Origin of the sequence: Streptacidiphilus melanogenes, from assembly GCF_000787835.1 — a bacterium.
Taxonomy (GTDB): Bacteria; Actinomycetota; Actinomycetes; order Streptomycetales; family Streptomycetaceae; genus Streptacidiphilus; species Streptacidiphilus melanogenes.
This window is the reverse complement of record NZ_BBPP01000022.1, coordinates 74037-98409: the sequence shown is the minus strand read 5'-3', so window position 1 is coordinate 98409 and position 24373 is coordinate 74037. Positions and strand designations below refer to the sequence as shown.

The 24373-nt window shown below is 70.6% G+C and carries 19 protein-coding genes and 1 pseudogene; 12 read left to right on the top strand and 8 right to left on the bottom strand.

What is annotated here, in order from left to right:
- Nucleotides 1-93: 93 nt before the first annotated feature.
- Nucleotides 94-663 carry a CGNR zinc finger domain-containing protein gene (locus TR49_RS22890; RefSeq protein WP_042384461.1) on the top strand — a complete coding sequence of 190 codons (570 nt, stop codon included), beginning with the start codon at nucleotides 94-96 and terminating at the stop codon, nucleotides 661-663.
- A gap of 144 nt (nucleotides 664-807) precedes the next feature.
- On the opposite strand, the gene sodX is transcribed toward TR49_RS22890, so the two are convergent.
- A complete protein-coding gene (sodX, locus tag TR49_RS22885) occupies nucleotides 808-1155 on the bottom strand; it encodes a nickel-type superoxide dismutase maturation protease (RefSeq protein ID WP_084725281.1) in 348 nt (115 codons plus the stop codon).
- Between the two features lie 290 nt (nucleotides 1156-1445).
- On the opposite strand from sodX, the gene sodN reads away from it, so the two are divergent.
- Together sodN and TR49_RS22875 are read left to right on the top strand one after the other, a co-directional pair.
- Nucleotides 1446-1841, top strand: a complete 396-nt coding sequence (sodN, locus tag TR49_RS22880) for a superoxide dismutase, Ni (RefSeq protein WP_042365147.1) — start codon at nucleotides 1446-1448, stop codon at nucleotides 1839-1841.
- A 338-nt stretch (nucleotides 1842-2179) separates the two neighbouring features.
- Entirely contained in the window at nucleotides 2180-2734 is a 555-nt protein-coding gene (locus tag TR49_RS22875) for a maltokinase N-terminal cap-like domain-containing protein (RefSeq protein ID WP_042384458.1), read from the top strand.
- Between the two features lie 113 nt (nucleotides 2735-2847).
- On the opposite strand, the pseudogene TR49_RS44745 reads toward TR49_RS22875, so the two are convergent.
- From TR49_RS44745 to TR49_RS22855, 3 genes and pseudogenes are all read right to left on the bottom strand, one after another.
- A pseudogene (locus TR49_RS44745) lies at nucleotides 2848-3602 on the bottom strand (Ig domain-containing protein); the annotation flags it as partial.
- Between the two features lie 1556 nt (nucleotides 3603-5158).
- The gene (locus TR49_RS22860) at nucleotides 5159-6391 is read right to left on the bottom strand and encodes an FAD-dependent monooxygenase (protein ID WP_052434547.1); all 1233 of its coding nucleotides are present in this window, start codon (nucleotides 6389-6391) and stop codon (nucleotides 5159-5161) included.
- Between the two features lie 288 nt (nucleotides 6392-6679).
- Nucleotides 6680-8287 carry a Na+/H+ antiporter gene (locus TR49_RS22855; RefSeq protein WP_042384456.1) on the bottom strand — a complete coding sequence of 536 codons (1608 nt, stop codon included), beginning with the start codon at nucleotides 8285-8287 and terminating at the stop codon, nucleotides 6680-6682.
- 50 nt (nucleotides 8288-8337) lie between these two features.
- On the opposite strand from TR49_RS22855, the gene TR49_RS22850 reads away from it, so the two are divergent.
- From TR49_RS22850 to TR49_RS22835, 4 genes are all read left to right on the top strand, one after another.
- Nucleotides 8338-8607 (top strand): UBP-type zinc finger domain-containing protein, encoded by a 270-nt coding sequence (locus TR49_RS22850; RefSeq protein WP_042384455.1) that lies wholly within the window; start codon nucleotides 8338-8340, stop codon nucleotides 8605-8607.
- A gap of 66 nt (nucleotides 8608-8673) precedes the next feature.
- Entirely contained in the window at nucleotides 8674-9144 is a 471-nt protein-coding gene (locus TR49_RS22845; RefSeq protein ID WP_042384452.1) for a GNAT family N-acetyltransferase, read from the top strand.
- Between the two features lie 191 nt (nucleotides 9145-9335).
- On the top strand, nucleotides 9336-9749 hold the full coding sequence (locus TR49_RS22840; RefSeq protein ID WP_042384563.1) for an ATP-binding protein: 414 nt from the start codon (nucleotides 9336-9338) through the stop codon (nucleotides 9747-9749).
- A gap of 262 nt (nucleotides 9750-10011) precedes the next feature.
- On the top strand, nucleotides 10012-10881 hold the full coding sequence (locus TR49_RS22835; protein ID WP_042384561.1) for an RNA polymerase sigma factor SigF: 870 nt from the start codon (nucleotides 10012-10014) through the stop codon (nucleotides 10879-10881).
- A gap of 12 nt (nucleotides 10882-10893) precedes the next feature.
- Here the strand turns inward: TR49_RS22835 and TR49_RS22830 are convergent, their stop codons facing one another.
- Complete coding sequence (locus TR49_RS22830; protein WP_042384450.1) at nucleotides 10894-11319, bottom strand: hypothetical protein; 426 nt, start codon at nucleotides 11317-11319, stop codon at nucleotides 10894-10896.
- Nucleotides 11320-11431: 112 nt separating this feature from the next.
- On the opposite strand from TR49_RS22830, the gene TR49_RS22825 reads away from it, so the two are divergent.
- Nucleotides 11432-12388: a diacylglycerol/lipid kinase family protein gene (locus TR49_RS22825; RefSeq protein ID WP_042384447.1), complete on the top strand. Its 957-nt coding sequence runs from the start codon at nucleotides 11432-11434 to the stop codon at nucleotides 12386-12388.
- 334 nt (nucleotides 12389-12722) lie between these two features.
- A complete protein-coding gene (locus TR49_RS22820; RefSeq protein WP_030257455.1) occupies nucleotides 12723-12974 on the top strand; it encodes a WhiB family transcriptional regulator in 252 nt (83 codons plus the stop codon).
- Between the two features lie 365 nt (nucleotides 12975-13339).
- Here TR49_RS22820 and TR49_RS22815 read toward each other — a convergent pair whose 3' ends face one another.
- The 3 genes from TR49_RS22815 to TR49_RS22805 form a co-directional block, all read right to left on the bottom strand.
- Nucleotides 13340-17302: a Pls/PosA family non-ribosomal peptide synthetase gene (locus tag TR49_RS22815; protein WP_236653496.1), complete on the bottom strand. Its 3963-nt coding sequence runs from the start codon at nucleotides 17300-17302 to the stop codon at nucleotides 13340-13342.
- A 144-nt stretch (nucleotides 17303-17446) separates the two neighbouring features.
- The gene (locus TR49_RS22810; protein ID WP_042384445.1) at nucleotides 17447-18907 is read right to left on the bottom strand and encodes a sensor histidine kinase; all 1461 of its coding nucleotides are present in this window, start codon (nucleotides 18905-18907) and stop codon (nucleotides 17447-17449) included.
- 340 nt (nucleotides 18908-19247) lie between these two features.
- Complete coding sequence (locus TR49_RS22805) at nucleotides 19248-20537, bottom strand: extracellular solute-binding protein (protein WP_042384443.1); 1290 nt, start codon at nucleotides 20535-20537, stop codon at nucleotides 19248-19250.
- 432 nt (nucleotides 20538-20969) lie between these two features.
- On the opposite strand from TR49_RS22805, the gene TR49_RS22800 reads away from it, so the two are divergent.
- The 3 genes from TR49_RS22800 to TR49_RS22790 all read left to right on the top strand — a co-directional run bounded on the left by TR49_RS22800 (nucleotide 20970) and on the right by TR49_RS22790 (nucleotide 24282).
- Nucleotides 20970-22295: an extracellular solute-binding protein gene (locus TR49_RS22800; RefSeq protein ID WP_042384440.1), complete on the top strand. Its 1326-nt coding sequence runs from the start codon at nucleotides 20970-20972 to the stop codon at nucleotides 22293-22295.
- Between the two features lie 101 nt (nucleotides 22296-22396).
- Nucleotides 22397-23377 carry a carbohydrate ABC transporter permease gene (locus TR49_RS22795; RefSeq protein WP_052434554.1) on the top strand — a complete coding sequence of 327 codons (981 nt, stop codon included), beginning with the start codon at nucleotides 22397-22399 and terminating at the stop codon, nucleotides 23375-23377.
- Nucleotides 23377-24282: a carbohydrate ABC transporter permease gene (locus TR49_RS22790; protein WP_084725267.1), complete on the top strand. Its 906-nt coding sequence runs from the start codon at nucleotides 23377-23379 to the stop codon at nucleotides 24280-24282. The genes TR49_RS22795 and TR49_RS22790 overlap by 1 nt, the downstream gene beginning before the upstream one ends.
- Nucleotides 24283-24373: the final 91 nt, after the last annotated feature.

Below are 24373 nucleotides of genomic sequence, written 5' to 3'. Positions count from 1 at the left end.
ATCACACACACCCTGGAAGCGTAATACCCTGGTGCTAGCAAGGCTCATTACCCGGTTCTCCTCCCCGTCCCTCTTGGCCCTAGGACGACGACCATGGAACTCACCACCTACGCGGACTTCGCCGTCCGGCTGGTCAACACCGAGGAGCCGGAACGCGGAAAGGACGTCCTCACCAACGTCGAGGAGGTCCGCCGCATCTTCAGCCCCGGCGGCCGGGGCGTGAAGCTGGCGGAGGAGGCGGACGTCAGCCGTCTGCGCGCGGTGCGCGCCCGTCTGCGCAGCGTCTTCGAGTCCGCGGCGGAGGGCGAGCAGGAGCACGCCGTCGGCCTCCTGAACGGCCTCCTGATCGAGTTCCCGGTCAGCCCGATCATCTCCGGCCACGACCTGCTGGACGAGACCGGTGCGCCGCTGTGGCACATGCATCTGGCGGAGAACGCCCCCACCGCCACCGCGCTGTACGCCGCGCTGGCCAGCATGGGCCTGGCCATGCACCTCACCGCGCACGGCGTGGACCGCCTCGGCATCTGCCAGGCGGCGCCCTGCCGCAACGCGTACCTCGACACCTCCACCAACCGCAGCCGCCGCTACTGCAGCGACCGCTGCGCCACCCGCGCCAACGTCGCCGCCTACCGCGCCCGCAAGCGCGAGGCCGCATCGGCGTAGCCGACGAGGGGCGCGGGGGCTGCGCGACAAGCCACTCACCACTCAGGTGGCGCGCCGAACGCGCGGGGCCATCCGCACGCCGGTGGTTGCCCGCGCAGTTCGCCGCGCCCCTGGCAGAGTGCCACCACCTGCGGGAGCGGAAGCTCACGCCCGGCGGAAGTCGCCGAGCCTGCGGGCCATGCCGTAAGGCATCACGCGGAGGGCGCCGTGGCACCACGGGGGCGGGGCGAGCCACGCCGGCTTCGGGGTGTAGCGGAGCAGGACGCGGCCGAGGATGAGGTCGTCGGGCACCGGCCCGTAGTCGCGGCTGTCGCTCTCGACCCCGCTGTTGTCCGAGAGGAGCCACCAGCCCGCGGCGCGGCGTTCGACCGCGCGTTTGACCACGAGAAGGTCCTGGCGCAGAGGGTGCTGGGCCACCACGACGGAGCCCGCGCGCACGCGCGCGCCGTAGTGGCAGAGCAGCCGGTCCCCGTGCGACAGGGTGGGCGCCATCGACGGCCCGTCGACCAGCAGAACTCCGAACCTCCCGGTCACCGGCCCCCCCTCGGGGGGCTCCTGCAACTGCGCCCGCGCGTCGCGGTCACCCATCCGCTCGGCCATCCCCTTCAACCTCGCCCCTGCTCGCGGCTCCGTCCGCTTCCATCTTCGCAAGCGCACTGGGCAAGTCCATCATCGTTGACGGGACTGCTACGACCTTTGTCCTAAGCCCTCGGGGTGGACGCGAAGCGACGCGCTTTCGGCGGTAACCTCCTCCTGGGAAGACGATCACAGGAAGGACTCCCATGTTCTCTCGGCTCTTTGCTCCGCGGGTTACCGTCCACGCTCACTGCGACCTGCCCTGCGGCGTCTACGACCCGGCCCAGGCCCGTATCGAGGCTGAGTCCGTCAAGGCCGTCCAGGAGAAGTACCAGGCCAACGAGGACCCGCACTTCCGCGCTCGCGCCACCGTCATCAAGGAGGAGCGCGCGGAGATGGCCAAGCACCACGTCTCCGTCCTCTGGAGCGACTACTTCAAGGCGCCCCACTTCGAGAAGTACCCGCAGCTGCACCAGCTGGTGAACGACACCCTGAAGGCGCTGTCCGCCGCCAAGGCGTCCACCGACCCGGCGACCGGCCAGAAGGCGCTCGACCTGATCGCCGAGATCGACAAGATCTTCTGGGAGACCAAGAAGGCCTGACCTTCCGGTCTCGAACCCAGGTCTGCGCGAGGGCGGTCCTCGCGCAGCCCAGGGGCAGTCAGCGCAGGGGCTCAGCCGTTCTCCGGCTGGGCCCTTTCCGCGTCCCGACGACCGTGCGCTGTGGTCAGGTTCATGCCGGGCATGCTGGTTGGCGTCGACGGCCTGGCGTAGGGTCTTGATGAGGCGTCGACACGGAGCTGCGGCCCTCGAACGTCGCAACCAAGGGCTCGGCCGCGCAGTCGGTCGGGCCCTTCCCCGTCATCACGTGGCAGTCATCCTGTCGTCGCCCAGCCGCCACCCTGTCCTCGCCCCGTCTTCGAACACCGAGGAGCACACGTATGGCCATGATCCACCACACCACGATGACCCCGACCAAGCTGGAGCTGCTCGCGCAGTGGCTGCCCCGGCAGCCCTGGTACCAGGGCGACGGCACGACCGACCTGCGCAGGGCCGGCGGATTCCGGCTCGACGACCCCGAGGGTGAGGTCGGGATCGAGTTCATGGTGGTGACCGACGGTCCGACCGCCTACCACGTGCCGATGACCTACCGCGGCGCGCCGCTGGCGGGCGCGGAGCACGCGCTGATCGGCACCTCCGAGCACGGCGTGCTCGGCACCCGCTGGCTCTACGACGGTGTCCACGACCCGGTGCTGCAGGCCCAGTTGGCCGCGCTGCTGCGCGGCCTGGCCGAGCCGCAGATGCAGGGTGTGAGCGACACCGCGGATCCGAACGTGGCGAGCGAGCTGGCCGACGAGGCGCAGCAGGAGCCCACGGTCGCGATCGTGCGGGTCCCGAAGGCGGGCGCGGCCCCGGCGGACGCCCTCGGGTCCGTGACCGCCGACTGGACGCTCGCCGACGGCACCGCCGTCCGCGGCGTGCTGGTGCGGGCCTGAGAGAGCGTCCCGGAGAAGGCCCGGGAAACGCAGCGAGCGGAGGCCGCCCCCAGGCGGTCTCCGCTCGCGCGTTGGAACCGTACAACCGTTACAGCAGTGGCGACTCAGTCAGCTCAGGAGGCGTTCAGCGCGGTGTCGTCGAGGACGAAGCTGGTCTGGGCGCTGGAGTCCTCGCTGCCGGTGAACTTCAGGGTGACGGTCTGTCCGGCGTAGCTGGACAGGTCGAAGGAGTGCTGGGTGTAGCCCGAGGCGGCGTTCAGGTTGGAGTAGGTCGCCAGGGTGCTCAGCACGGTGCCGGGGCTGTTCAGGACCTGGACCTTGAGGGTGTCGTAGGCCGTGGTCTTGGTGGTCTCGGCGGTGTCGACGTGCAGGTAGAACGAGAAGTTCGCGCTGCAGCCGGCCGGGACGGCAACCGACTGGGCGACCGTGTCGGTGTGGGTGGAGCCGTAGCCGTCCATCCAGGCGTCCCAGCTGCCGGAGTGGGCGGGCTCGGAGCTGGAGTTGCTGACGACGCCGGAGGTGGTGTCCACGGCGAGGCGGTGCCGGTCTCGAAGCCGGGGTTGCCCAGCTTCTGGCCGGTGCTGGTGCAGCCGCCCGTGCCGCCCGAGCTGTTCTCGGTCCAGGAGAAGGTGGTGGTGCCGGTGGCGCCCGTGGTGTCCTTCGCCGTGACGGTCACCGAGGAGGTGCCCGCGGTGGTCGGGGTGCCGGAGATCAGGCCGGTCGAGGAGATCGACAGGCCGGCCGGGAGACCGGTCGCGGAGTAGGTCAGGGTCTGGCCCGAGGCCGAGTCGGAGCCGCTGATCTGCAGCGAGGCGGCGGTGCCGACGGTGCCGGTCTGGGTGCCCGGGTTGGTCACCGTGACGGTGTTGGTGGTGCCGCCACCGTGGGTGAGGATGGTGTGCGAGATGGCGCAGGAGTTGGTGTCGTTCGACCAGCTGGCCTGCTCGGCGAAGGTGCCGGTGCCCATGGTCACGTCGGCGGCGCCGCCGGTGGTGCCGGGCTGCAGCCACGCGCACTCGTCGGAGTTCTCCTGGCCGTTGTAGGACGAGCCGGAGACGTGGTTGGTCCAACCACCCGCCGGGTACGTGTCCGACATCATCTCGTGCCACTCGTGACCCAGGGTCATCGTGTAGCCGTCCAGCTCACCGGCCGAGCCCGAGCCGTTGACGAAGCCGACGCCGCAGTTCTGGCCGGCGTCCATGTTGTACGGCTGGTTGGAGAAGGCGATGTCGCCGTAGGGCGACGAGGCCGCGCCACCGGTGAGGGTGGTGTCACCGTTGTAGTCGTGCCAGGCGCAGTAGCCGGTGTTCGGGTCCTGGTAGCCGTCCGGGTCGGTGCCGTGGGGCGAGAGGATCACGTAGTACGAGTAGCGGTTCGACGCGGAGGTCGTGTTGCCGAAGTGGCCGGCGGCCTTGACGGCCTCCTGGGCCAGCTGGTTGCCGGTCGCGTTGGTCGGCTCGGCGCCCGAGTTGTCGTACCAGACGCCGGACAGCACGCCACCGCTCTGGTACGGCACGAAGCTGGCGTTGCTCGGGCAGGAGGTCGCGCCGGAGGAGACGTTCGGACCGTCGCACCACTGCGTCAGGTCGGCCGACCAGGTCTCGCCACCGGTGCCGATGCCCTTGAACATCTCCTGGGCGACCGGAGCGGCGCCGTCGACGTCACCGCTGAAGGTGGAGTCGCCGCTGCTGTTGGTGCTCTGGGTGCCCCACTGGGTGCCGTAGTAGACCAGGTAGACCTTGACGTGACTGTCCATCACGCCGACGCCGTCGGTGCCGCCGCCGTAGGAGAGGGTCTCCTGGCCGGTGGCCGCCGCGGTCGCCTGGTGCGCGATGCGGTTGCGCTGCTTGGCCTCGTACTGCTTGATGCCCGGGACCTTGCTGGTGTTGAGCGAGGAGCTGAACGGGTTGAACTCGTTGTTGATGGCGGCGTTGGCGCCGACCATCGCCGCGTTGTGGTGAGCCTGGCCGGAGACCCGGTGACCACCGCTGGAGGCCTGCGCCGGCGAGGCGGCGAGGGCAAGCCCTGCCGCGGCGAGGGACAGCGAGGCTATGCCGGCGAGCGCCGGGCCTCGGAAGCGGGAGTTGCGCATGTGGGGAGTGATCCTCTCTTGTCGCGGACGCGGTGAAGCTGGGGACGCGCGTCCGCTTGCCCTGGGAGAACTCGCAGGCCTGCCCAGACCACCCCTGCCAACTCAACGCGCACTGAACAGAATTGGCTGGGTGTCACCACTAGTGGTGGTTGCTGGTCGACCTGGGGCGAAAGCAAACCAGGGTTGACGAATCAAGGTCAATAGCGGATTCACAGGGAGCCGACCCCGATGCGGCCTCCAGATGAACAAACGGCGAGCTCAGCGCGCTCTTACGCGCGTAGCCCGCCGTTCGGTGGTTTCTGCGTCCCCCGCCCGGGGGATTGAGGGTTCGTCTACGACTGTGGGACAACCCCGGCCGTGGGTCGGCTCTGGAGCGGAAGCCCGTACGCCGGAAGCTCGATGGCCTCGGCCGCCTTCACCGTCAGCCGCGCAAAGAACGACTGCATCGTTCGGTGGCAGAGCATACGGTAGACGCGGTTCCGCTGCTTCAGCTGCCTCCCCGTGACCGGCGCCAGGAACCGTCCCGCGCCCGCGCCCTGCTTCTGGCACTTCGCCACATACGGTCGCATTCGCTCCTCGTAACGGGCGAACGCCGTCGCGTGGTCGGGTGCCGTCGCCAGCTCGCCCGCCAGGACGTAGGCGCCCACGACGGCCAAGCCGTTGCCCATCCCACCCGGCGCCGGCGCCCAGGCCGCGTCACCGAGCAGCACCACCCGGCCGTGGGACCAGCGATCCATGACGATCTGGCTGAGCGAGTCGAAGTAGAAGTCCGGCGCGGTCGCCGCCGAGGGCAGCAGCGACGGGACCTCCCATCCGGCGTCCGCGTAGCGCTCGCGGACGATCTCCCGCTGACGGGCGGTGTCCCGGTGGTCGAACCCCAACCCGGGCGCGTGGAAGACCATCATCGCGCCGTCCTCGCCCAGGAGGTTCGACAGCCCGACCATCCGCCCCGGGTCGTTCCACAGCACACCCCGGTCGCGCAGCCCGAGGTGCGCCGGCGCGGTGGTGGAGAAGGTCGCGACGTACCAGCCGGAGTCCCGGCGGAAGCGCTCCTCCGGTCCGAAGACCAGGCGACGGGTCGTGGAGTGGATCCCGTCCGCGCCCACCACCAGGTCGAACTCCCGCGTCTCACCGCGCTCGAACTCGACGGTGACCCCGGCGGGGTGCTCGGTCAGGGCCCGGACGGTGTCGCCGAAGACGTACCGGGCGACCGGCAGGCTCGCCTCGTAGAGGGTCCGGGCCAGGTCGCCGCGGGTCACCTCCAGCTCCCCGCTCATGAACGAGGCAGGGAGCCGCAGGAGTTCGCGTCCACTCCGGTCGAGCAGGCTCTGCTCGCCCATCCCCGTGTCCAGCCCGCGGAGCGTGTCGAGCACGCCCATCCGCTCGAGCACCGTGCGGTGCACGCGCCCCCGGTAGTCGACCGCACCCCCACCCTCACGGAAGGCCGCGGCCCGCTCCACGACGGTGACGTCGTGACCGCACCGCCCCAGCCACAGCGCGAGTGCGGGCCCGGCAATGCTGGCACCGGAGATCAGGATCTTCTTCTTCGGCATGCTGCGGTCCATGGCAGGCTCCTCGTCCCTGGCGCTGCGGGCTGCGGCGCTCACAGGAACGACACTCGCCCCACCCCCTGACCGCGCACGCACCGCGCGCGCACCGGGCCATGCACCACCTCAGGGGCGCGGGGCCGTGCCGACTTGCGGCTCCTCCCCCGCCTTCGGCCGGGAGGCGCGCCCAGCGTGGGCGCGAGCAACCACCGGCGTGCGGAAGGCCCTGTGCATTGAGGACCGTCTGCTCGTCGGTGGCCTGTCGCGCAGCTCCTCGCGCCCCTGAGGGCTGCACTGACGGTCCCGCTACTCCTCCGTGTGCTCCAGGAGGGCCTCCTCGAAGTCCAGGCGGCGTACCAGTTTGCGCAGCAGTTCGTCGTCGACGCGGCCCGTCGCGCGCTGCGCGACCAGGGCGCGGCGCTCCGTGGCGAGGGTCTCGCGGGCGAGTCTGCGGAACGCGGAGTCCACCGACTCCCCCGTCGCCTCGTGGACCGGCGCGCCCATGCGTTCCCAGACCGCGTTGCGCCTGCGCTCCAGCAGCCTGCGGAGGCGGGACTCCAGGACCTGGGGGACCCGGTTGCGCGGATCCCGCAGGAGCTCGTCCAGGCGGGCCTCCGCCGCGGTCGAGGCCTCGTACTGGGCCTGCGCCTCGCGCAGGGTCTCCGCCGCCGGGTCCGACGGCGCCAACGGCAGGTGGCGGACGACGGCGGGCAGGGTCAGCCCCTGCACCAGCAGGGTGCCGATCACCAGCGCGAACACGAGGAAGAGCACCAGGTCGCGCTCCGGGAAGGGCGCGCCGTCGTGCGTGGTCAGCGGGATCGAGAAGGCCACCGCCAGCGAGACGACGCCGCGCATGCCCGCCCAGGAGATGACGAACGGCCGGGTCCACGACGGTCGCCCCTCCCGTTCGCGCACGCGGCGACTCAGCAGGCTCGGCAGGTACGTCGCGGGCCAGGACCAGACGAAGCGCAGCCCGATCAACGCGATCAGCAGCACCGCCGTCCACAGGGTCAGCTGCCCGACCGAATAGCCGTTCAACTGGCGGACGACCACCGGCAGTTGCAGCCCGATCAGGGCGAAGACCGCGGATTCCAGGACGAAGGACACCATCTTCCAGACCGCCTCCTCCTGCAGCCGCAGCGCGAAGTCGACGCAGTTGGCGTAGTGGCCGAGGTAGAGGCCGACGACCACGACCGCGATCACGCCCGAGGCGTGGAACGCCTCCGCAGCCGCATAGGCGGCAAAGGGGACGAGCAGGGAGAAGGTGTTGCTCAGCAGGGGGTCGCCGAGCCGTTCGCGCAGCCGCTGCAACGGCCACATCAGGACCAGCCCGACCGCCGTCCCGCCCAGTGCGGCCAGCAGGAACTCGCCGACCGCGCTGCCGAAGGAGAAGCCCTCACCCACCGCTGCCGCGAGCGCCACCCGATAGGCGGTGATCGCGGTCGCGTCGTTGACGAGGCTCTCGCCCTGGAGGATCGAGACGAGCCGGCCCGGCAGCCCGACCCGGCGGGCGATGGCCGTCGCCGCCACCGCGTCGGGCGGGGCGATCACCGCGCCCAGGACGAAGGCCACCGGCAGCGGCATCGCCGGGATCAGCGCGTGGGCGACCAGGCCCATCGCCACGGTGCTGAACAGGACGTAGCCGACCGACAGGAACGCGACCGGCCGCAGATTGGCGCGGATGCTGGTGTAGGACGCCTCCTGGGCGGAGGTGTAGAGAAGCGGTGGCAGCACCAGCGGCAGCACGATCTCCGGGTCGAGCGTGTAGTCCGGGACGCCCGGCACCTCGGAGGCGACCAGGCCGGCCACCACGAGCAGCAACGGCGCGGAGAGCCGGTACCGGCGGGCCACGCCCGCGACCGCGGTGCTGCCCGCGACCAGAACGAAGAGGGCGCTGGGACTGCTCAGGGACATAGCGACACAGAACCACACCGGTGCGCACCCGGCCCCGTACCCTGGAGGCCATGTCCCCCTCCCGCCCCTGCACGCACCTCGCGGAGCTGCCGGCCCCCGAGCCGGCGGCGGCGACCGACGGCTGTCCGCACTGCGCGGAGCTCGGGCAGCGCTCCGTCGCGTTGCGCCTGTGCCTGCACTGCGGGCACGTCGGCTGCTGCGACTCCACGCCGGGACGCTGGGCTGCCGAGCACCACCGGCGGACCGGGCACGCGGTCATGCGCAGCCACGAGCCCGGGGAGAGCTGGCGCTGGTGTTACGAGGACCAGCGGCTCGTCTGAGCGCCGGCTCCCATCCGCTCCTCCGCGTCGGTCCGCTCCGTCAGTCCCCTCGCTTAGGCTTCAGACATGATCCGACCCGCCGTCCCCGCCGACGTCCCCGAGATCCACGCGATGGTGCGCGAGCTCGCGGACTACGAGAAGTCGCTCGCCGAGGCGAAGGCCACGGAGCAGCAGTTGCACGACGCGCTGTTCTGCGCGCACCCCGCCGCGTTCGCGCACGTCGCCGAGGACGAGTCGGGCCGGACGGTCGGGTTCGCGCTCTGGTTCCGGAACTTCTCCACCTGGACGGGGACCCACGGCGTCTACCTGGAGGACCTCTACGTCCGCCCCCAGGCGCGCGGCGGCGGCCACGGCAGGGCCCTGCTGACGGAGCTGGCCCGCATCTGCGTGGAACGCGGCTACGGGCGGCTGGAGTGGTCGGTGCTGGACTGGAACGAGCCCTCGATCGCGTTCTACCGGTCGCTGGGCGCGGCGCCCATGGACGAGTGGACGGTGTACCGGCTGAGCGGGGCGGCCCTGGCCGAGCTCGGCAGCTGATTTCTCCTGATTTCGCCACCACCATTGCCACGGTGCGTATATGGAGACCTACTATGAGTCACCAGCAAGCCCGGGGTAGCCGGATGGGCGACACGACGCTCGCGATCGCGGTAGCGTCACCGGTCACGGCACCAATCAGCCATACGGACAGCCACATGCACAGCACGGCACGGAACAGCTCGGAGGTGAGGGTGTCCCAGATCGACGGCGAGCCCGACGCGCAGGACTTCGTCGAGGTCCGACTGCCCGCGGCGGGCGCCTACCTCTCGGTTCTGCGAACCGCGACGGCCGGTCTCGCGGCTCGGCTCGACTTCACGCTCGACGAGATCGAGGACCTGCGCATCGCGGTGGACGAGGCCTGCGCGATCCTGCTCCAGCAGGCCGTGCCCGGCTCGGTCCTCAGCTGCATGTTCAGACTGGTCGGCGACTCGCTCAAGGTGACCGTCTCCGCCCCGACGACGGACGGGCGCGCGCCCGAACGCGACACCTTCGCCTGGACGGTGCTCTCCGCGCTGGCCGGCGAGGTGGAGTCGACCGTCGAGCCGGACAAGACGGTGACCATCAGCCTGCACAAGAAGCGCGGGGCCGGCCCCGGCCAGCCGTGACGCGAGGAGACGGGAGCGGGGGATCGCCGTGAGAGACCTCAACCACCGGCCCGGAACGGACCGGGCCCACGTGCCCGCCCAGGCGGACGCCAGCGACCAGAAGCAGACGGAGGCAAGGGTGTTCGCGGACGACCCCGAGCGCGCCGACGCCCGCCCGGCCCCCGAGGCCGAGCAGGCGCGGCCCGCCGACGACGGGCCGGCCGATGTGGAGCTCGAAACCGAGGACACCGAAGGCGCGGAGGACACCGACGACGTCCTCCTCGTGCACGAGGACCACGAGGACGACGCCGAGGGCGGCGTCGAGGGCGGGGACGGGAAGCCGGCCGAGCCGTGGGGTCCCGGCGGTGCGCGCACGGCCGCGCCGCAGCGTCACAGCGCGCCGGACCGCGAGGCCGCCCGCGCCCTCTTCGTGCGGCTCGCACAGCTGCCCGAGGGGTCCCCGGAGCGGGTGGAACTGCGGAACCAGCTGGTGCGCATGCACATCCCGCTGGTCGAGCACCTGGCCCGCCGCTTCCGCAACCGCGGCGAACCGCTGGACGACCTGACGCAGGTCGCCACCATCGGCCTGATCAAGTCGGTGGACCGGTTCGACCCGGAGCGCGGCGTCGAGTTCTCCACCTACGCGACCCCGACGATCGTCGGCGAGATCAAGCGCCACTTCCGTGACAAGGGCTGGGCCGTCCGGGTCCCGCGCCGCCTCCAGGAGCTGCGGCTCTCGCTCACCACGGCGACGAGCGAGCTCTCCCAGCGGCACGGGCGCTCGCCGACGGTGCACGAGCTGGCGGAGCACCTCGGCATCTCCGAGGAGGAGGTGCTGGAGGGCCTGGAGTCCGCGAACGCGTACAGCACGCTCTCGCTGGACGTCCCGGACACCGACGACGAGTCGCCCGCGGTCGCGGACACACTCGGCGCGGAGGACGACGCCCTGGAGGGCGTCGAGTACCGGGAGTCCCTGAAGCCGCTGCTGGCGCAGCTGCCGCAGCGCGAGCAGCGGATCCTGGTGCTGCGGTTCTTCCGCAACATGACGCAGTCGCAGATCGCGGCCGAGGTCGGCATCTCGCAGATGCACGTCTCCCGGTTGCTCGCCCGCACGCTGGCTCAGCTGCGGGAGAAGCTCCTCATCGAGGAGTAGGAGTTCCCGGCCTCACTGACCCGAGGGCCACAGCGCGGCGGTGGTCCTCGGGTGCAGGAGCAGCACGGCTCCGGCGATCCCGACCAGGCCCACGGCCACCCCGAGGGCGACGAACGCGCCGCCGTTCTCGCAGGCGAAGTACGCGACCGCCAGGCAGAGGGTGTCCATCATCACCGCCGGACTGCGTCCCCACTTCTTCAGCCGCAGCAGCGCGCGGCCCGCGGCGAGCGGGAGCAGGCCCATGAGGAGCAGCAGCACGCCGGCGAACTCGGCCATGCCGATGCCGGTCTTGGTGGTGGCGACCAGCGGCGCCACGACGACGTAGACGCCGTAGGCGGCGATCACGAGGCCCTGGGCGATGGAGAGCCACGCTCCGGTGGTCAGCGTCCTCGGACGCACGGGGGCGGCGGCAGCGGGCACGGCGGCATTCACGGTCACCGGTCCAGGCTAGCTTCTGCCCTGTGGATCACCGGCACCACCCGCCCCGGGGCGCACGGCTCCCGCGCCCCTCACGGGGTCCCGGCCGCGCCCCGTAGGTACGCTTACCAGCATGCGTGCGCTCCTGGTCGTCAATCCCAAAGCGACCACCACCAGTGGACGAACCCGAGACGTCCTCACGCACGCCCTTTCGCACGACCTCAAGTTGGACGTGGTCGCCACCGGCTACCGGGGCCACGCGCGGGATCTCGCGCGGGAGGCGGCACGCGAGCGGACGCACGACGTCGTGGTCGCCCTCGGCGGCGACGGGACGGTGAACGAGGTCGTCAACGGGCTGCTCCACGACGGACCCGACGAACAGCTGCCCGCACTCGCGATCGTTCCCGGCGGCAGCACCAACGTCTTCGCCCGCGCACTCGGGCTGCCGAACGACCCCGTCGAGGCGACCGGCGTGCTGCTCGACGCGCTGTCCCGGCCCGGCGCCCCGCGGCAGCGGGCCATCAGCCTCGGCCGCTCGGGTGGCGAGGGACTCCCCGACCGCTGGTTCACCTTCACCGCCGGGTTCGGCTTCGACGCCGGCGTCGTCGGCCGCGTGGAGCAGGCGCGGCGCGGTGGGCGCCGGTCGACGCACGCCCTGTACGTGGGTCAGGCCTGGCGGCAGTTCTTCGAGGAGGGCAGACACCGTCGCCACGGGCCCATCACGTTCAGTAGCGACGGAATGGAACCGATCCCGGGCCTCGCGGTGTCGATAGTCTCCAACACCTCGCCGTGGACGTATCTCGGCAACCGGCCCGTCTACGCCTCGCCGGAGGCCGGGTTCGACACGAGCCTCGACCTCTTCGGCATGACCCGGATGTCACTCGTTCAGACTCTGCGCACGATCCCGCAACTGCTGGACTCGACGGGTGCCGGACCGCACGGCAAACACGTGGTCGCTTACCACGATCTCCCGGAATTCACCTTGCATTCGCAGGAACCGCTGCCGTTCCAGGTCGATGGGGACCACCTTGGGGAGCGGAACACCATCAGCTTCACAGGCGTATCTCGGGCACTGCGTGTGATTGTGTGAACGCGAGGGCCATTTGGCCTTGTTCTCGAACGCACGCGCCGCTTCACTCCATCGAAGTACAGGGTGTGACCCAAGCGACACCGACGATTCAAAATTTCCTACCCGAAGGGGGTTGTATCCCGGGTCGAGGTTTGCGAACCTTTACATGGCGATCGGGACGGTCCGTAACGGAGACCGCCTGAGGCGCCCGAATCCACCCGCAACGCCGCGAGCATCCGTGTGCCGACCGACCCGTCGGCCCTGTGCCTGCCATCGGGTTCGTGAAAGCGTTCACATTCACAAGCTGCCATTGATGCTGGTGGGACATCCCCGCCGTTTAGAGGAGTTGGACAAGATGGACTGGCGCCACCGCGCTGTCTGCCGGGAAGAGGACCCCGAGCTTTTCTTCCCGATCGGCAACACCGGGCCCGCGCTGCTCCAGATCGAGGAGGCGAAGGCCGTGTGCCGTCGCTGCCCGGTCATGGAGAGCTGCCTCCAGTGGGCGCTGGAGACGGGCCAGGACGCCGGTGTCTGGGGTGGCATGAGCGAGGACGAGCGTCGCGCGATGAAGCGCCGTGCCGCCCGCAACCGTGCCCGCACCGCCTGACACGCAGAGTAACCGCACCACCGTTCCACCTTTCTGATCAACCCTTGATCGAGTGCGCACCTCCCAGCGAGTGTGAGCACTTTCCAAAGCAATGCACACCTGTGCATTGCTCAACGGCCCCGAGGATTTGATACCGTCGGAGCCGAGGGCAGTCGCCCGTGCCGTGCACGGAGCGCTACTGTCATCACAGAGCCCCTGCTCCGGCCGACTCCCCCCGACGGCCGGAGCAGGACAGAGGCCCTGCCGAACCTCCCCCCCGTTCGGCAGGGCCTCGCTTCGTCCCCGGAGCTTTGTCAGGGGAGCGTCGCCTCCGAGCATCAAGGAAGCCCCCCGACCGCGCGGCGGTCGGGGGGCTTCCTCGTCCGCTACGCCCAGCGGCGCACCGGGTTGCCGAGCCAGCGGCTGCCCGCCGGCACCGACTCGCCGCGCATCACCAGCGAGGACGGGCCGACCACGGCCCCCTCCCCCAGCGTCGAGCCGAGCAGCACGATCGAGTGCGGGCCGATGGTCGCCCCCGCCTCCACCTCGATGGCGTCCATGCGCATCAGCCGGTCGTGGAAGAGGTGGGTCTGCACCACCACACCGCGGTTGACGGTGGCTCCGTCACCGATGCCGATCAGGTCCGTCTCAGGGAACCAGTGCGACTCGCACCACACGCCGCGGCCGATCCGGGTGCCCAGGCTGCGCAGCCACAGGGTGAAGAAGGGCGTGCCGACGAGCGTTCCGCCCAGCCACGGCATCGCCAGCTCCTCGACAAAGGTGTCGAAGAGCTCGTTGCGCCACACGAAGGAGCTCCACAGCGGCTTCTGCCCCTCACGGAAGCGGCCCACCAGCAACCACTTGGCGAGGGTGGTGATCAGACACGCCGTCACCCCGAGGACCAGCAGCAGCACGCCCGCCAGCACGGCGGAGGTGGCCAGCCCGTCCCAGTCGAAGAGCGCTTGCAGGGCGGTCGCGGCCAGGTCGCCGAGCAGCACCGTGATCAGCACCGGCAGGATGCGGCACAGCTCCACCAGCGCACGGGCCCGGACGAGTCGGCGCGGCGGGTCGTAGGTGCGGGCGGTGTCGTCGCCGCCCTCGACGACGCGCTGCACGCGCATGCCGGGACGGCCCAGCCACGAGCTGCCCGGCTCGGACGAGGGCGGCGCGTCGGAGAGCACGCCGACCAGCGAGTCGTCCGGCAGCGCCCGGCCGGGACCGACGATGCCCGAGTTGCCGACGAAGGAGCGCTTGCCGACCGACGAGACGCCGAGCCGCAGCCAGCCGCCGCCGACGGCGAAGGAGCCGACCATCGTGTCGTCGGCCAGGAAGGCGTGGTCGTCGACCCGCATCAGGCCGGGCAGGCCGATGACGGTCGACGCCTCGACCCGGCGGCCGAGCTTCGCGCCGAGCATCCGCAGCCACAGCGGCGTCATCAGGCTGGCGTAGAGGGGGAAGAGGGTGACCCGGGCCGAGCCCATCAGGTTGTGGACGGCCCAGACGCAGAAGCCGACCTTGCCGTGCGCGGGGTGCAGGCCCGGCTTGATCGGGAGGGAGAACAGCCGGACCGTCACCACGACGGCCAGCGCGTACAGGACCGTGGTCACCAGGGCCAGCGGGACGGAGGCCACCAGGATCCGGTCGAAGACGCCGAGGTAGGAGGGGTCCTTGCCGATCAGCAGCCAGAGCACCACGACGGCCGGCAGCGCCGAGAGCAGCGGCAGCAGCTGGAAGCCGGGCAGCGCGACGGCGAAGGCCAGGTTCCACAGCCGCGAGCGGCGGTGCGCGGGCTCGGGCCACTGCTCCTGCTCCGGCACCGGCCGCTCGTCCGGGACGGCCGGGCTGCCGTGGACGCGGGCGCGGGCCGGAACGCGGCCGATCACGCAACTGCCGGGCAGCACCTCGGCGTCGTAGCCGATCTCGGCGCCGGGCATCAGCATGGTCCGGGTGCCGACCCGGGCGCCCTTGCCGATCCGGATCGTGCCCAGGTGGAGCACGTCGCCGTCGAGCCACCAGCCGGCCGCGTCGACCTCGGTCTCCACGGCGCAGCCGTCGCCGTAGACGGCCATGCCGGTGACCGGCGGCATGCTGTGCAGCTCGACGTCACGGCCGACGCGGCAGCCGAGCAGGCGCGCGTAGCGGCGGGCCATGGGCGTGCCGATGACGGCGGCCACGTTGAACATGCCGACGAGCCGCTCCGCGGTCCACAGCCGAAGATGGTTCCAGCCGCCGCGGCGGTAGCTGCCGGGCTTCAGACCCGCTGTCAGCATCCGGGCGCCGAGGGCCCCGACGAGGGAGCGGCCGAAGGCGCTGGAGAGCAGCACCCAGCCGCCAGCGATCAGCGTCCAGGAGGTGTGCGGAGCCCACGGCAGCGGCCCTATGACGTTGTCGACGGCAGCGAGCGCCAGCACCCAGCGCAGGCCGGTGAGGGTGTAGAGGACGGCGAGCACCAGCGCCTGGTACAGGCCGACGTGGCGCGGCACCGGCCGGACCTCGCGCGCCTCCCCCGTCTCGATCACGCCGCCGTCGAGGTGGTCGGCGAGCGACTGCAGCCGGGGCTGCTGGTAGAGGTCGGCCACGGACGCGCCGGGGAAGCGCTGCCGCAGCAGCGACACGAGCTTGGCCGCAGCGAGGCTGGTGCCGCCGAGCGCGAAGAAGTCGCTCTCCGGTCCCACCGGCACGCCGAGCACGGCCTGCCACTGCTCACCCAGCCAGGCGGCGGTGCCGTGCAGCGGGCCGCCTGCGTCCGCGCCGGCGTCCGTGCCGACACCCGGCAGCGGCCAGGGCAGCGCCTTGCGGTCGACCTTGCCGGAGGTGCGCGTCGGCAGCTCCGACACGACGGCCAGCACCGGCACCAGGGCCTGCGGCAGCCGGTCGAGCAACTGGGTTCGCAGCGCGGCCAGTTCGGGCTCGCCTGCGCCGTCCGGGACGAGGTAGCCGACCAGCACCTGGCCGCCCGCCGGGGTCTCCTTGACGGCGGCGGCCGCCGCGCGGACGCCCGGCAGCGCCTGCAGCGCCGCGTCGACCTCGCCGAGCTCGATCCGGCGGCCGCCGAGCTTGACCTGCTCGTCGGCGCGGCCGACGAAGACCAGCCCCTCGGGGTCGGCGCGGACCAGGTCGCCGCTGCGGTAGACGCGTTCGCGACGGCCGTGCCAGGGCTCGGCGCCGAACTTCTCGGTGTCCTTGGCCGGGTCGAGGTAGCGGGCGGTACCGACACCGCCGATGACCAGCTCGCCGATCTCGCCCCAGGCGACGGGCCTGTTGTCGGAGCCGACCACGGCCAGCTCCCACCCGTCCAGCGGCGCGCCGATGCGCACCGGTTCGCCCGCGCGCATCAGCGAGGCGCAGGCGACGACGGTGGCCTCGGTGGGGCCGTAGGTGTTCCAGAACTCGCGGCCGGAGACGGCGAGGCGCTCGACCAGTTCCGGCGGGCACGCCTCCCCGCCGACGATCAGCAGCCGGACCCGGTCCAGCGCCTGCTCGGGCCAGAGCGCGACCAGGGTGGGCACGGTGGAGACGACGGTGATACCGCGCTCGACCAGCCAGGGGCCGAGGTCGGTGCCGGCCTTGACCAGCGAGCGCGGCGCGGGCACCAGGCAGGCACCGTGGCGCCAGGCCAGCCACATCTCCTCGCAGGAGGCGTCGAAGGCGACCGAGAGACCGGCCAGCACACGGTCGCCGGGACCGAGCGGCGCCTGCCGCAGGAACAGCCGTGCCTCCGCGTCGACGAAGGCGGCGGCGCTGCGGTGGGTGACGGCGACGCCCTTGGGGCGCCCGGTGGTGCCGGAGGTGAAGATGATCCAGGCGTCGTCGGTGACGCGCGCTGCGCCTGGCTCCCCGCCGGTGGGGCTGGGGCCGGCGACGACGGACAGACCTTCGCCGACGATGGCGCAGACCCCGGCGTCGGTCCAGATCATCTCCGCGCGCTCGTCCGGGTCGTCCACGTCGACGGGGACGTAGGCGGCGCCGGCGCGCAGGACGCCGAGGATGCCGAGGTAGAGCTCGGGTGTGCCGCTGGGCACGCGGACACCGACGCGGTCGCCGGGTCCGATGCCGTAGCCGGCCAGCTCCGCCGCCAGGTTGCCGACGGCGTGGAGCAGTTGCCGGTAGGAGAGGACGGCGGTGCCGGTGTCCAGGGCCGGGGCGTCGGGGTGACGCCAGGCGGTCTCGTCCAGGATGTCCAGCAGCGTCCGGGCCGGAGCCGGGTCGGCCGTCGGCCAGACCGCTCCTACGGACCAGTCCGGTGCGGCCGGCCGGGCCGCGTCCCGCTGCTGCCACGCCGGAGCCGTGATGACTCCCCCGCCCGAGACGGTGGGGTTGGCGGGCACGATGAAGTTCTCTTGATCCACTTGGGTTTTCTCGCCGGGCGTCGGGTAGGGGTGGTCCTGCTCGGCGCCATGAGCTGCGCTTGTGGCGTCCGGGACTGTAGACGAGCCGGCATCCCGTGAGGTTGTCGCTGCTCGGGTGTGTAACTGGTAAAAACAGACCTACAGTCAGCCAAACGGGATTTCGAGGACTACCTCGGTCCCGCCGTGCGGCGCGGGCCTCATGTCGAAGCTCCCGCCCAGCTCCCCGGCCGCAAGCGTACGGACGATCTGGAGACCCAGGTTTCCGGCGGTCTGCGGATCGAAGCCCTCGGGCAGTCCGGAGCCGTCGTCGGTGACGGTGATGTGCAACACACCGTCCTCACGGCGGGCCGCGACCTCCACCACACCGCCCGCCTTGGGGCCGTAGGCGTGCTCGAGCGCGTTCTGCAGGATCTCCGTGAGGATCATCGACAGCGGCGTGGCCACCTCCGCGGAGAGGATCCCGAAGCTTCCGTCGCGCCGCGCGGTCACCCGGCCGTCGGGCGAGAGCTCCATCACCATGGCCAGCACCCGGTCGGCGATCTCGTCGAAGGCGACCCGCTCGTCCAGAGCCATCGACAGCGTCTCGTGGACGATCGCGATCGAGCCGACGCGGCGCACCGCCTCGTCGAGCGCGGCCCGGGCGGGGTCGGAGTCCATCCGGCGCGACTGGAGGCGCAGCAGCGCGGCGACGGTCTGCAGGTTGTTCTTGACCCGGTGGTGGATCTCCCGGATCGTCGCGTCCTTGGTCATCAGCTCGCGCTCGCGGCGGCGCAGCTCGGTGACGTCGCGCAACAGCACCAGTGAGCCGATGGTCTCGCCCTTGGGCTTGAGCGGGATGGTGCGCAGCTGGACCACGGCCTCGGGGTGCTCGATCTCGGTCTGCCGCGGGGCCCAGCCGCTGGCCAGTTTGACCAGCGCCTCGTCGACCGGGCCGCGGGTGGGCGGGATCAGGTCGGCGGTGGTCTTGCCGAGGTTCAGTCCGACCAGGTCGGAGTTGAGGCCGAGCCGGTGGTAGGCGGAGAGCGCGTTGGGGCTGGCGTAGGTGACGACGCCGTCGGCGTCGAGCCGGATCAGTCCGTCGCCGGCGCGGGGCGAGGCGTCCATGTCCACCTGCTCCCCCAGGAAGGGGAAGGTGCCGTTGGCGATCATCTGGGCCAGGTCGGAGGCGCTCTGCAGATAGGTGAGCTCCAGCCGGCTGGGCGTGCGCACGGTCAGCAGGTTGGTGTTGCGGGCGATCACGCCGAGGATGCGCCCCTCCCGGCGGACCGGGATCGACTCCACCCGAACGGGTACGTCCTCGCGCCACTCGGGGTCACCCTCACGGACGATCCTGCCCTCGTCGAGCGCCATGTCCAGCAGCGGTCTGCGGCCCCGCGGCACGAGGTGGCCGACCATGTCGTCCTGGTAGGAGGTCGGGCCGGTGTTGGGCCGCATCTGGGCCAGGGAGACGTAGCGGGTGCCGTCCCGGGTCGGAACCCAGAGCACGAGGTCGGCGAAGGACAGGTCCGAGAGCAGCTGCCATTCGGAGACCAGCAGGTGGATCCACTCCACGTCGGCGGGTTCCAGCGAGGTGTGGTGGCGCACCAGCTCGTTCAGGGAAGGCATGGCCCGAGGGTAACCGCCTCACAGCCGCCGGGCCGGACCGGGCGATTTCGGGCGGCCGGGGATTCCGCGGATTGTCACCGGCATTGGTCTGGACAACAAAGAATGGTCTAGTCCACAATCGAACCAGCACCAAGGAGCGACCGCCTCGCGCATCTGCCCTGACCGCGCGGCCACCGCTCCCCACCGTCGGTCGATCCGCCGCCGCGCCACGGGCCCGCACACCCGTGAACGCCTCCGGCGGACTCCTCCTCCGACGAGGCCGAAGGCCGCGGTGCCGGCGCGGGTTGAGGGTCCCGCCCCCGGCACTCGCGGCCTTTCGCCGTCTCGGCCCCTCAAGGCCTCAGTTCCAGCTCAGCCGGTTGCTCATCTCCATGTCCGCCGCCCGGGCGGCGGTGTCGGGGTCCTTGCCCTCGAGGAACGGGGTGAGGAAGAGGGTGATCACCGGGTTCGGGGCCGTCTCCACGTTGCCCCAGGTCGGCAGCAGGGGCGTGTAGCCGGCGTACGGGACGGACTTCGCCGCGGCCTGGGCGTACGCGTTGCCGGCCAGCGCCGGATACAGGCTCGCGCGGTTCGGCAGGAAGCCCGAGGACTTGGCCATCAGCGCCTCGTTCGCGTCGTCCAGGGCGACCTTCAGGAAGCCGATCGCGAGGTCCTTGTTCGGGGTGTTCTGCGAGATCGTCAGGTCCGAGCCGCCGAGGAAGGTCTTGGCCGGCCGGCCCGCGGTGGCGCCGGGGATGGGGAACCAGCCGATCTGGCCGTTCAGGGACGGGTTGGCCGCGACGACCTCGGCGCCCTCGTAGCCCATGGCGATCATGCAGCCGACGTCGCCCTTGGCGAAGTCCTTGGCCTGGTTCGCCTCATTGCCGTCCACCGGGGCGCGCCCGAAGGCCTGGAGCTTCTTGAAGAGTGCCGCGGCCTTCAGGGCCGCCGGGCTGTCGAGCTCGCCCTCCCAGACACCGTCCGACTGCTTGACGATCTGCGCGCCCTCGTCCTGCAGGAAGCCGTCGAAGGCGTACCAGTTCTGACCGGGAAGCCACAGCGCGGAGGAGACGCCGCTGGTGTTCTGCAGCCTGGCGAGATCGCTCTCCCACTCCTCCACGGTCTGCGGCGGGGCGCCGAGACCGGCCCGCTTCCAGAGCAGCTTGTTGTACATCACCACGCGATTGCCCGCGTACCACGGCGCCGCGTACTGCTTGCCCCGGAACAGCGTCGAGGCGTTCATCGACCTGGTCCAACCGCTCGCGCCGAGCTCGGCGAGATAGGGGGTGAGCTGGAGCAGCCCGCCGTTGGCGGCGTAGTAGGGGGTCTGCGTGTTGCCGATGTCGATCACGTCCGGCGGGTTCACCTGCGCGAGCGCATCGGTCACCTTCTGCTGGATGCCGGCCCAGTCCTGGACCTCGAAGTCGACCTTGGCCCCGGGGTAGTCACGCTGGAACTCCTGCTGGACGGAGGTCATCCAGGCCTGCTGGTTGTCGCCCTGCATCAGCCAGACGACCAGGGTCTTCCCGTGCCAGCTGGTCGGCGAGGGCCTGCCGTGCCCGGCGGCCCCCGCGCCGACCAGCGCGCAGGCGCTCAGGCCGAAGGCGGCGACGGTCGAATAGATCCCGGCAGCGACGCCACGACGTCTCATGTTCGCACCACTCTCCCCAATGGTCTCGACCAATTGCGGGAGTCTCACGGTGCCCGGAAGCGGCCGTCAAGGGCGGAGGAGAGATACCGGGTGAGCCGTTATCAGACCGTCACCCAGCGGCGGACTCGCCCGCATAGGCCCGGATTCGGGGGATTTCCCGGAGGGTAATGGTCCAGTCCTGACATGACCGCGCGCAGCCGGGCCGACCCCATGTCAAGCATTGATAACGGCTTGGAAGTGCTCCACCGAGAGGCCTTGACGGTGCTCATTGGTCCATGCCAATCTCCGTTCACTGGTCTACACCAATCGGGTAGCTGCGTCGGAGCGTTGGGCGCTAGCGCCTCCACCCGCACCCCCACTTCCGGCACGGTCAAGCATCGGAACTCCTCCGAGAACAGCCGGTGCCACTCGCTTCTCCCTCAGGAGGAAGTTTTGAAGCGCAAGATCGCTGCAGCCGCCGCACTGGCGACCGTTCTGTCCGTGGCTGCCTGCTCCTCTTCGTCCTCGACCGGCTCGTCCTCCCAGGGCACGCTCTCCACGGACGGCAAGGGCAAGACGATCACCGTCTGGATCATGCAGGACGCCCAGAAGGGCTGGCCGGGTGTGGTCAACGCGGCGGTCAAGCAGTTCCAGGACGAGACCGGTGCCAAGGTCAACATCGAGTGGCAGAACTGGCCGAACTACAGCACCAAGCTGGACACGGCCCTGCTCTCCGGCAACGCCCCCGACGCGCTGGAGCTGGGCAACACCCAGACCGCCAAGTACATCGCGGCCGGCTCCTTCGTCGACCTGACCTCGGTCAAGGACAAGTTCGACAACTCCTCTTCCTGGCTGGACTCCCTGGCCGCCTCCGGCCAGAACGGCGACGGCACCAAGACCTACGCCATCCCGTACTACGCCGGCTCCCGCGTCCTGATCTACCGCAAGGACCTCTTCGCCGCGGCCGGCGTCACCACGCCGCCCACCACCCTGGACGAGCTCCAGGCGGACCTCGCCAAGGTCAAGGCCAAGAACGCCTCCAACCCGAACTTCTCCGCGCTCTACCTGCCGGGCAAGGACTGGTACACCGCAGTCTCCTTCGGTGCGGCGGACTTCGGCACCGCCGGTGTCATAGCCAAGAGCAGCAGCGGCAAGTGGTCCGGCACGCTGACCGACCCGAACTTCGTCAAGGGCATCCAGACCTGGGCCGACCTGCAGAAGAACTACTCGGTGGGCGGTCAGACCGTCGACGAGAACAACCAGGACGCGCTGATGGCCAAGGGCAACATCGCCGCCATCGTGGGCAACGGCTGGGAGGCCGGCTCGGTCGCCGCCCCGGCCGCACAGGGCGGGAACCCGGCCCTGGCCAACGTCCTCGGCGAGGTCCCGCTCCCCGGAGCCACCGCCGACGCCCCGACCCCGGCCTTCCTCGGCGGTTCCGACCTGGCCGTCCCGAGCCACGCCGCCAACCCGGGCCTGGGAGCCGAGTTCCTGCGCATCTTCACCAACACCGCCCAGCAGACCGCGCTGGCCAAGTTCGCGATCCCGAACAACAAGACCCTCGTCCCGGCCTACGAGGCGGCGTCCCCCGCCAACAAGGCCACCGGTGAGGCGGCCATGGGCAAGACCTGGTTCATCCCCAACAGCCCCTACTGGAGCCAGGCCTCCGACGAGGTCGCGCTGCAGAACGCGCTGAGCGACATCGCCACCGGCAAGGACGCGAACAGCGAGCTCACCACGGCGCAGACGACCATCCTCGCCGACCTGAACGCGGGCTGAGCGACCGGATCTCGGATCTCGCACCGAGCGGGCAACCGGAGCACCTCGCCGGTTGCCCGCTCCGCCCGGGCGGGTGAGGAAGGGTGAGGAAGGACCTGAAGATGAGTGTGATCGAAAGCGACCGCGTGCCGGACGCCGCCGACGAGCCGAAGGCCCCGAAGGCGGCACGCAGGGGCGTGCGCATCCGTGGGAACTACGTCCCCTATGTGCTGATCGCCCCTGCCGTGGTGGTCCTGGTGGGCGTGCTGGCCTACCCCCTGGTGGACCTGTTCGTTCTGGCCTTCCAGAACGTGAACGACTACCTCCACCTGTCGGCGCCGTCGCTGGTGAAGTTCATCGGCTTCGACGGCTTCACCAAGGTGCTCTCCAGCGCCGAGTTCTGGCAGTCGACCGAGCGGACCGTGCTGTTCACGCTGGAGGTCGTCACCGCCTCCATCGTGCTCGCCCTCCTCTTCGGCCTGCTGCTGCAGCGGGTCTCCAACTGGGCCAAGGTCACCGTCGTCACCGCGCTGATGTTCGTCTGGGCCATCCCGCAGATCGTCACCGGCACCGTCTTCCGCTGGCTCTTCGCCAACACCGGCGGCGTCGTCGACTACCTCCTGTACCAGGTGACCGGGAACAAGGGCTGGCGGACGCACGACTGGTTCGCCGACTCGAACCAGGGCCTGTACGTCGTGGTCGCGCTGGCGGTGCTCTGGGGCGCGCTGCCGTTCCTGGTGATCGGCATCAACGCGGCGATGACGCAGGTGCCCAAGGAACTCGTCGAGGCGTCGAAGCTGGACGGCGCGAACGGCTGGCAGACCTTCCGGAACGTGGTGCTGCCGGTGATCAAGCCCTTCCTGGTGCTGTGCACCGCCCTCAGCTTCATCTGGGACTTCCAGGTCTTCGGCCAGATCTGGGCGCTGCGCCAGAACGCCCCCGAGGAGGGCTACCGCGTTCTCGGCATCTACCTCTACCAGCAGGGTCTGGGCAGTTCGCACTACAGCACCAGCGCCGTCATCTCGATCCTGATGATCCTGCTCATGCTGGCGGTCCTCATCTTCTACATCCGCCAGGTCATCAAGATCGGAGAGCAGGACTGATGGCACTCAGCATCAAGGGCGCCCGCGTCCGGCCCGATGGCCTCAGGCGCAGCCGCGAGGACGACGCGGTCGGCCGCCGCCGGTGGGCGACGCCGATCTGGAACGCCGTCGCCGTCGCCTTCGCGGTGGTGATGTTCTTCCCGATCTACTGGATGATCATCACGCCGATCAAGACCGGCAAGGACCTGCTGAGCGTCGACCCGACGTTCTGGCCGACCGGCTTCAGCACCGCCAGCTTCAAGACGGTCTTCACCGACCCGAACTTCCTGCCCGACATGCGCAACGTCGCGATCATCACCGTCGGCGCGGTCGTCATGGGCCTGGCCGTGGGCTTCCTCGGCGCCGTCGCGGTCGCCCGGTTCCGGTTCACGGGCCGCAACTTCTTCATCGCGGCCATGCTCGTGGTGCAGATGGTCCCGCTGCTCTCGCTGGTCATCCCGATGTTCTTCATCCTGAAGAACATCGGCCTGTACGACCAGGGCTTCGGCGTCATCCTGGCCTACCTGGTCTTCACCATCCCCTACGTGGTGTGGACGCTGCGGTCCTTCATCGTCAACATCCCGAGAGAGCTCGACGAGGCTGCCCTGGTCGACGGCTGCACCCGCTGGGGCGCCTTCATGCGCGTCATCCTGCCGCTGACCGTCCCCGGCCTGATCACCACCGGCGTCTTCTGCTGGATCCAGGCGTGGAACGAGTTCGTCATCGCCAACATCCTGCTCTCCAGCAACGACCAGCAGACCGCGATGGTGTGGCTGACCGGCTTCTCCTCGACCCCGACCCACGGTGCCGACTACGGCTCCCAGATGGCCGGCGCACTGATGGTCTCCCTGCCGGTGATCATCCTGTTCGTCATCTTCCAGCGTCGCGTCGCCTCCGGCCTGACCGCCGGCGCGGTCAAGGGCTGACGCGCCCGGGGGTGCGCAGGGCATGTCCCGCTCAGCCCGCTCAGCGCACCCCCGACCGCGCTCCGACGCTTCGAGACCCCGCCAGGGGACG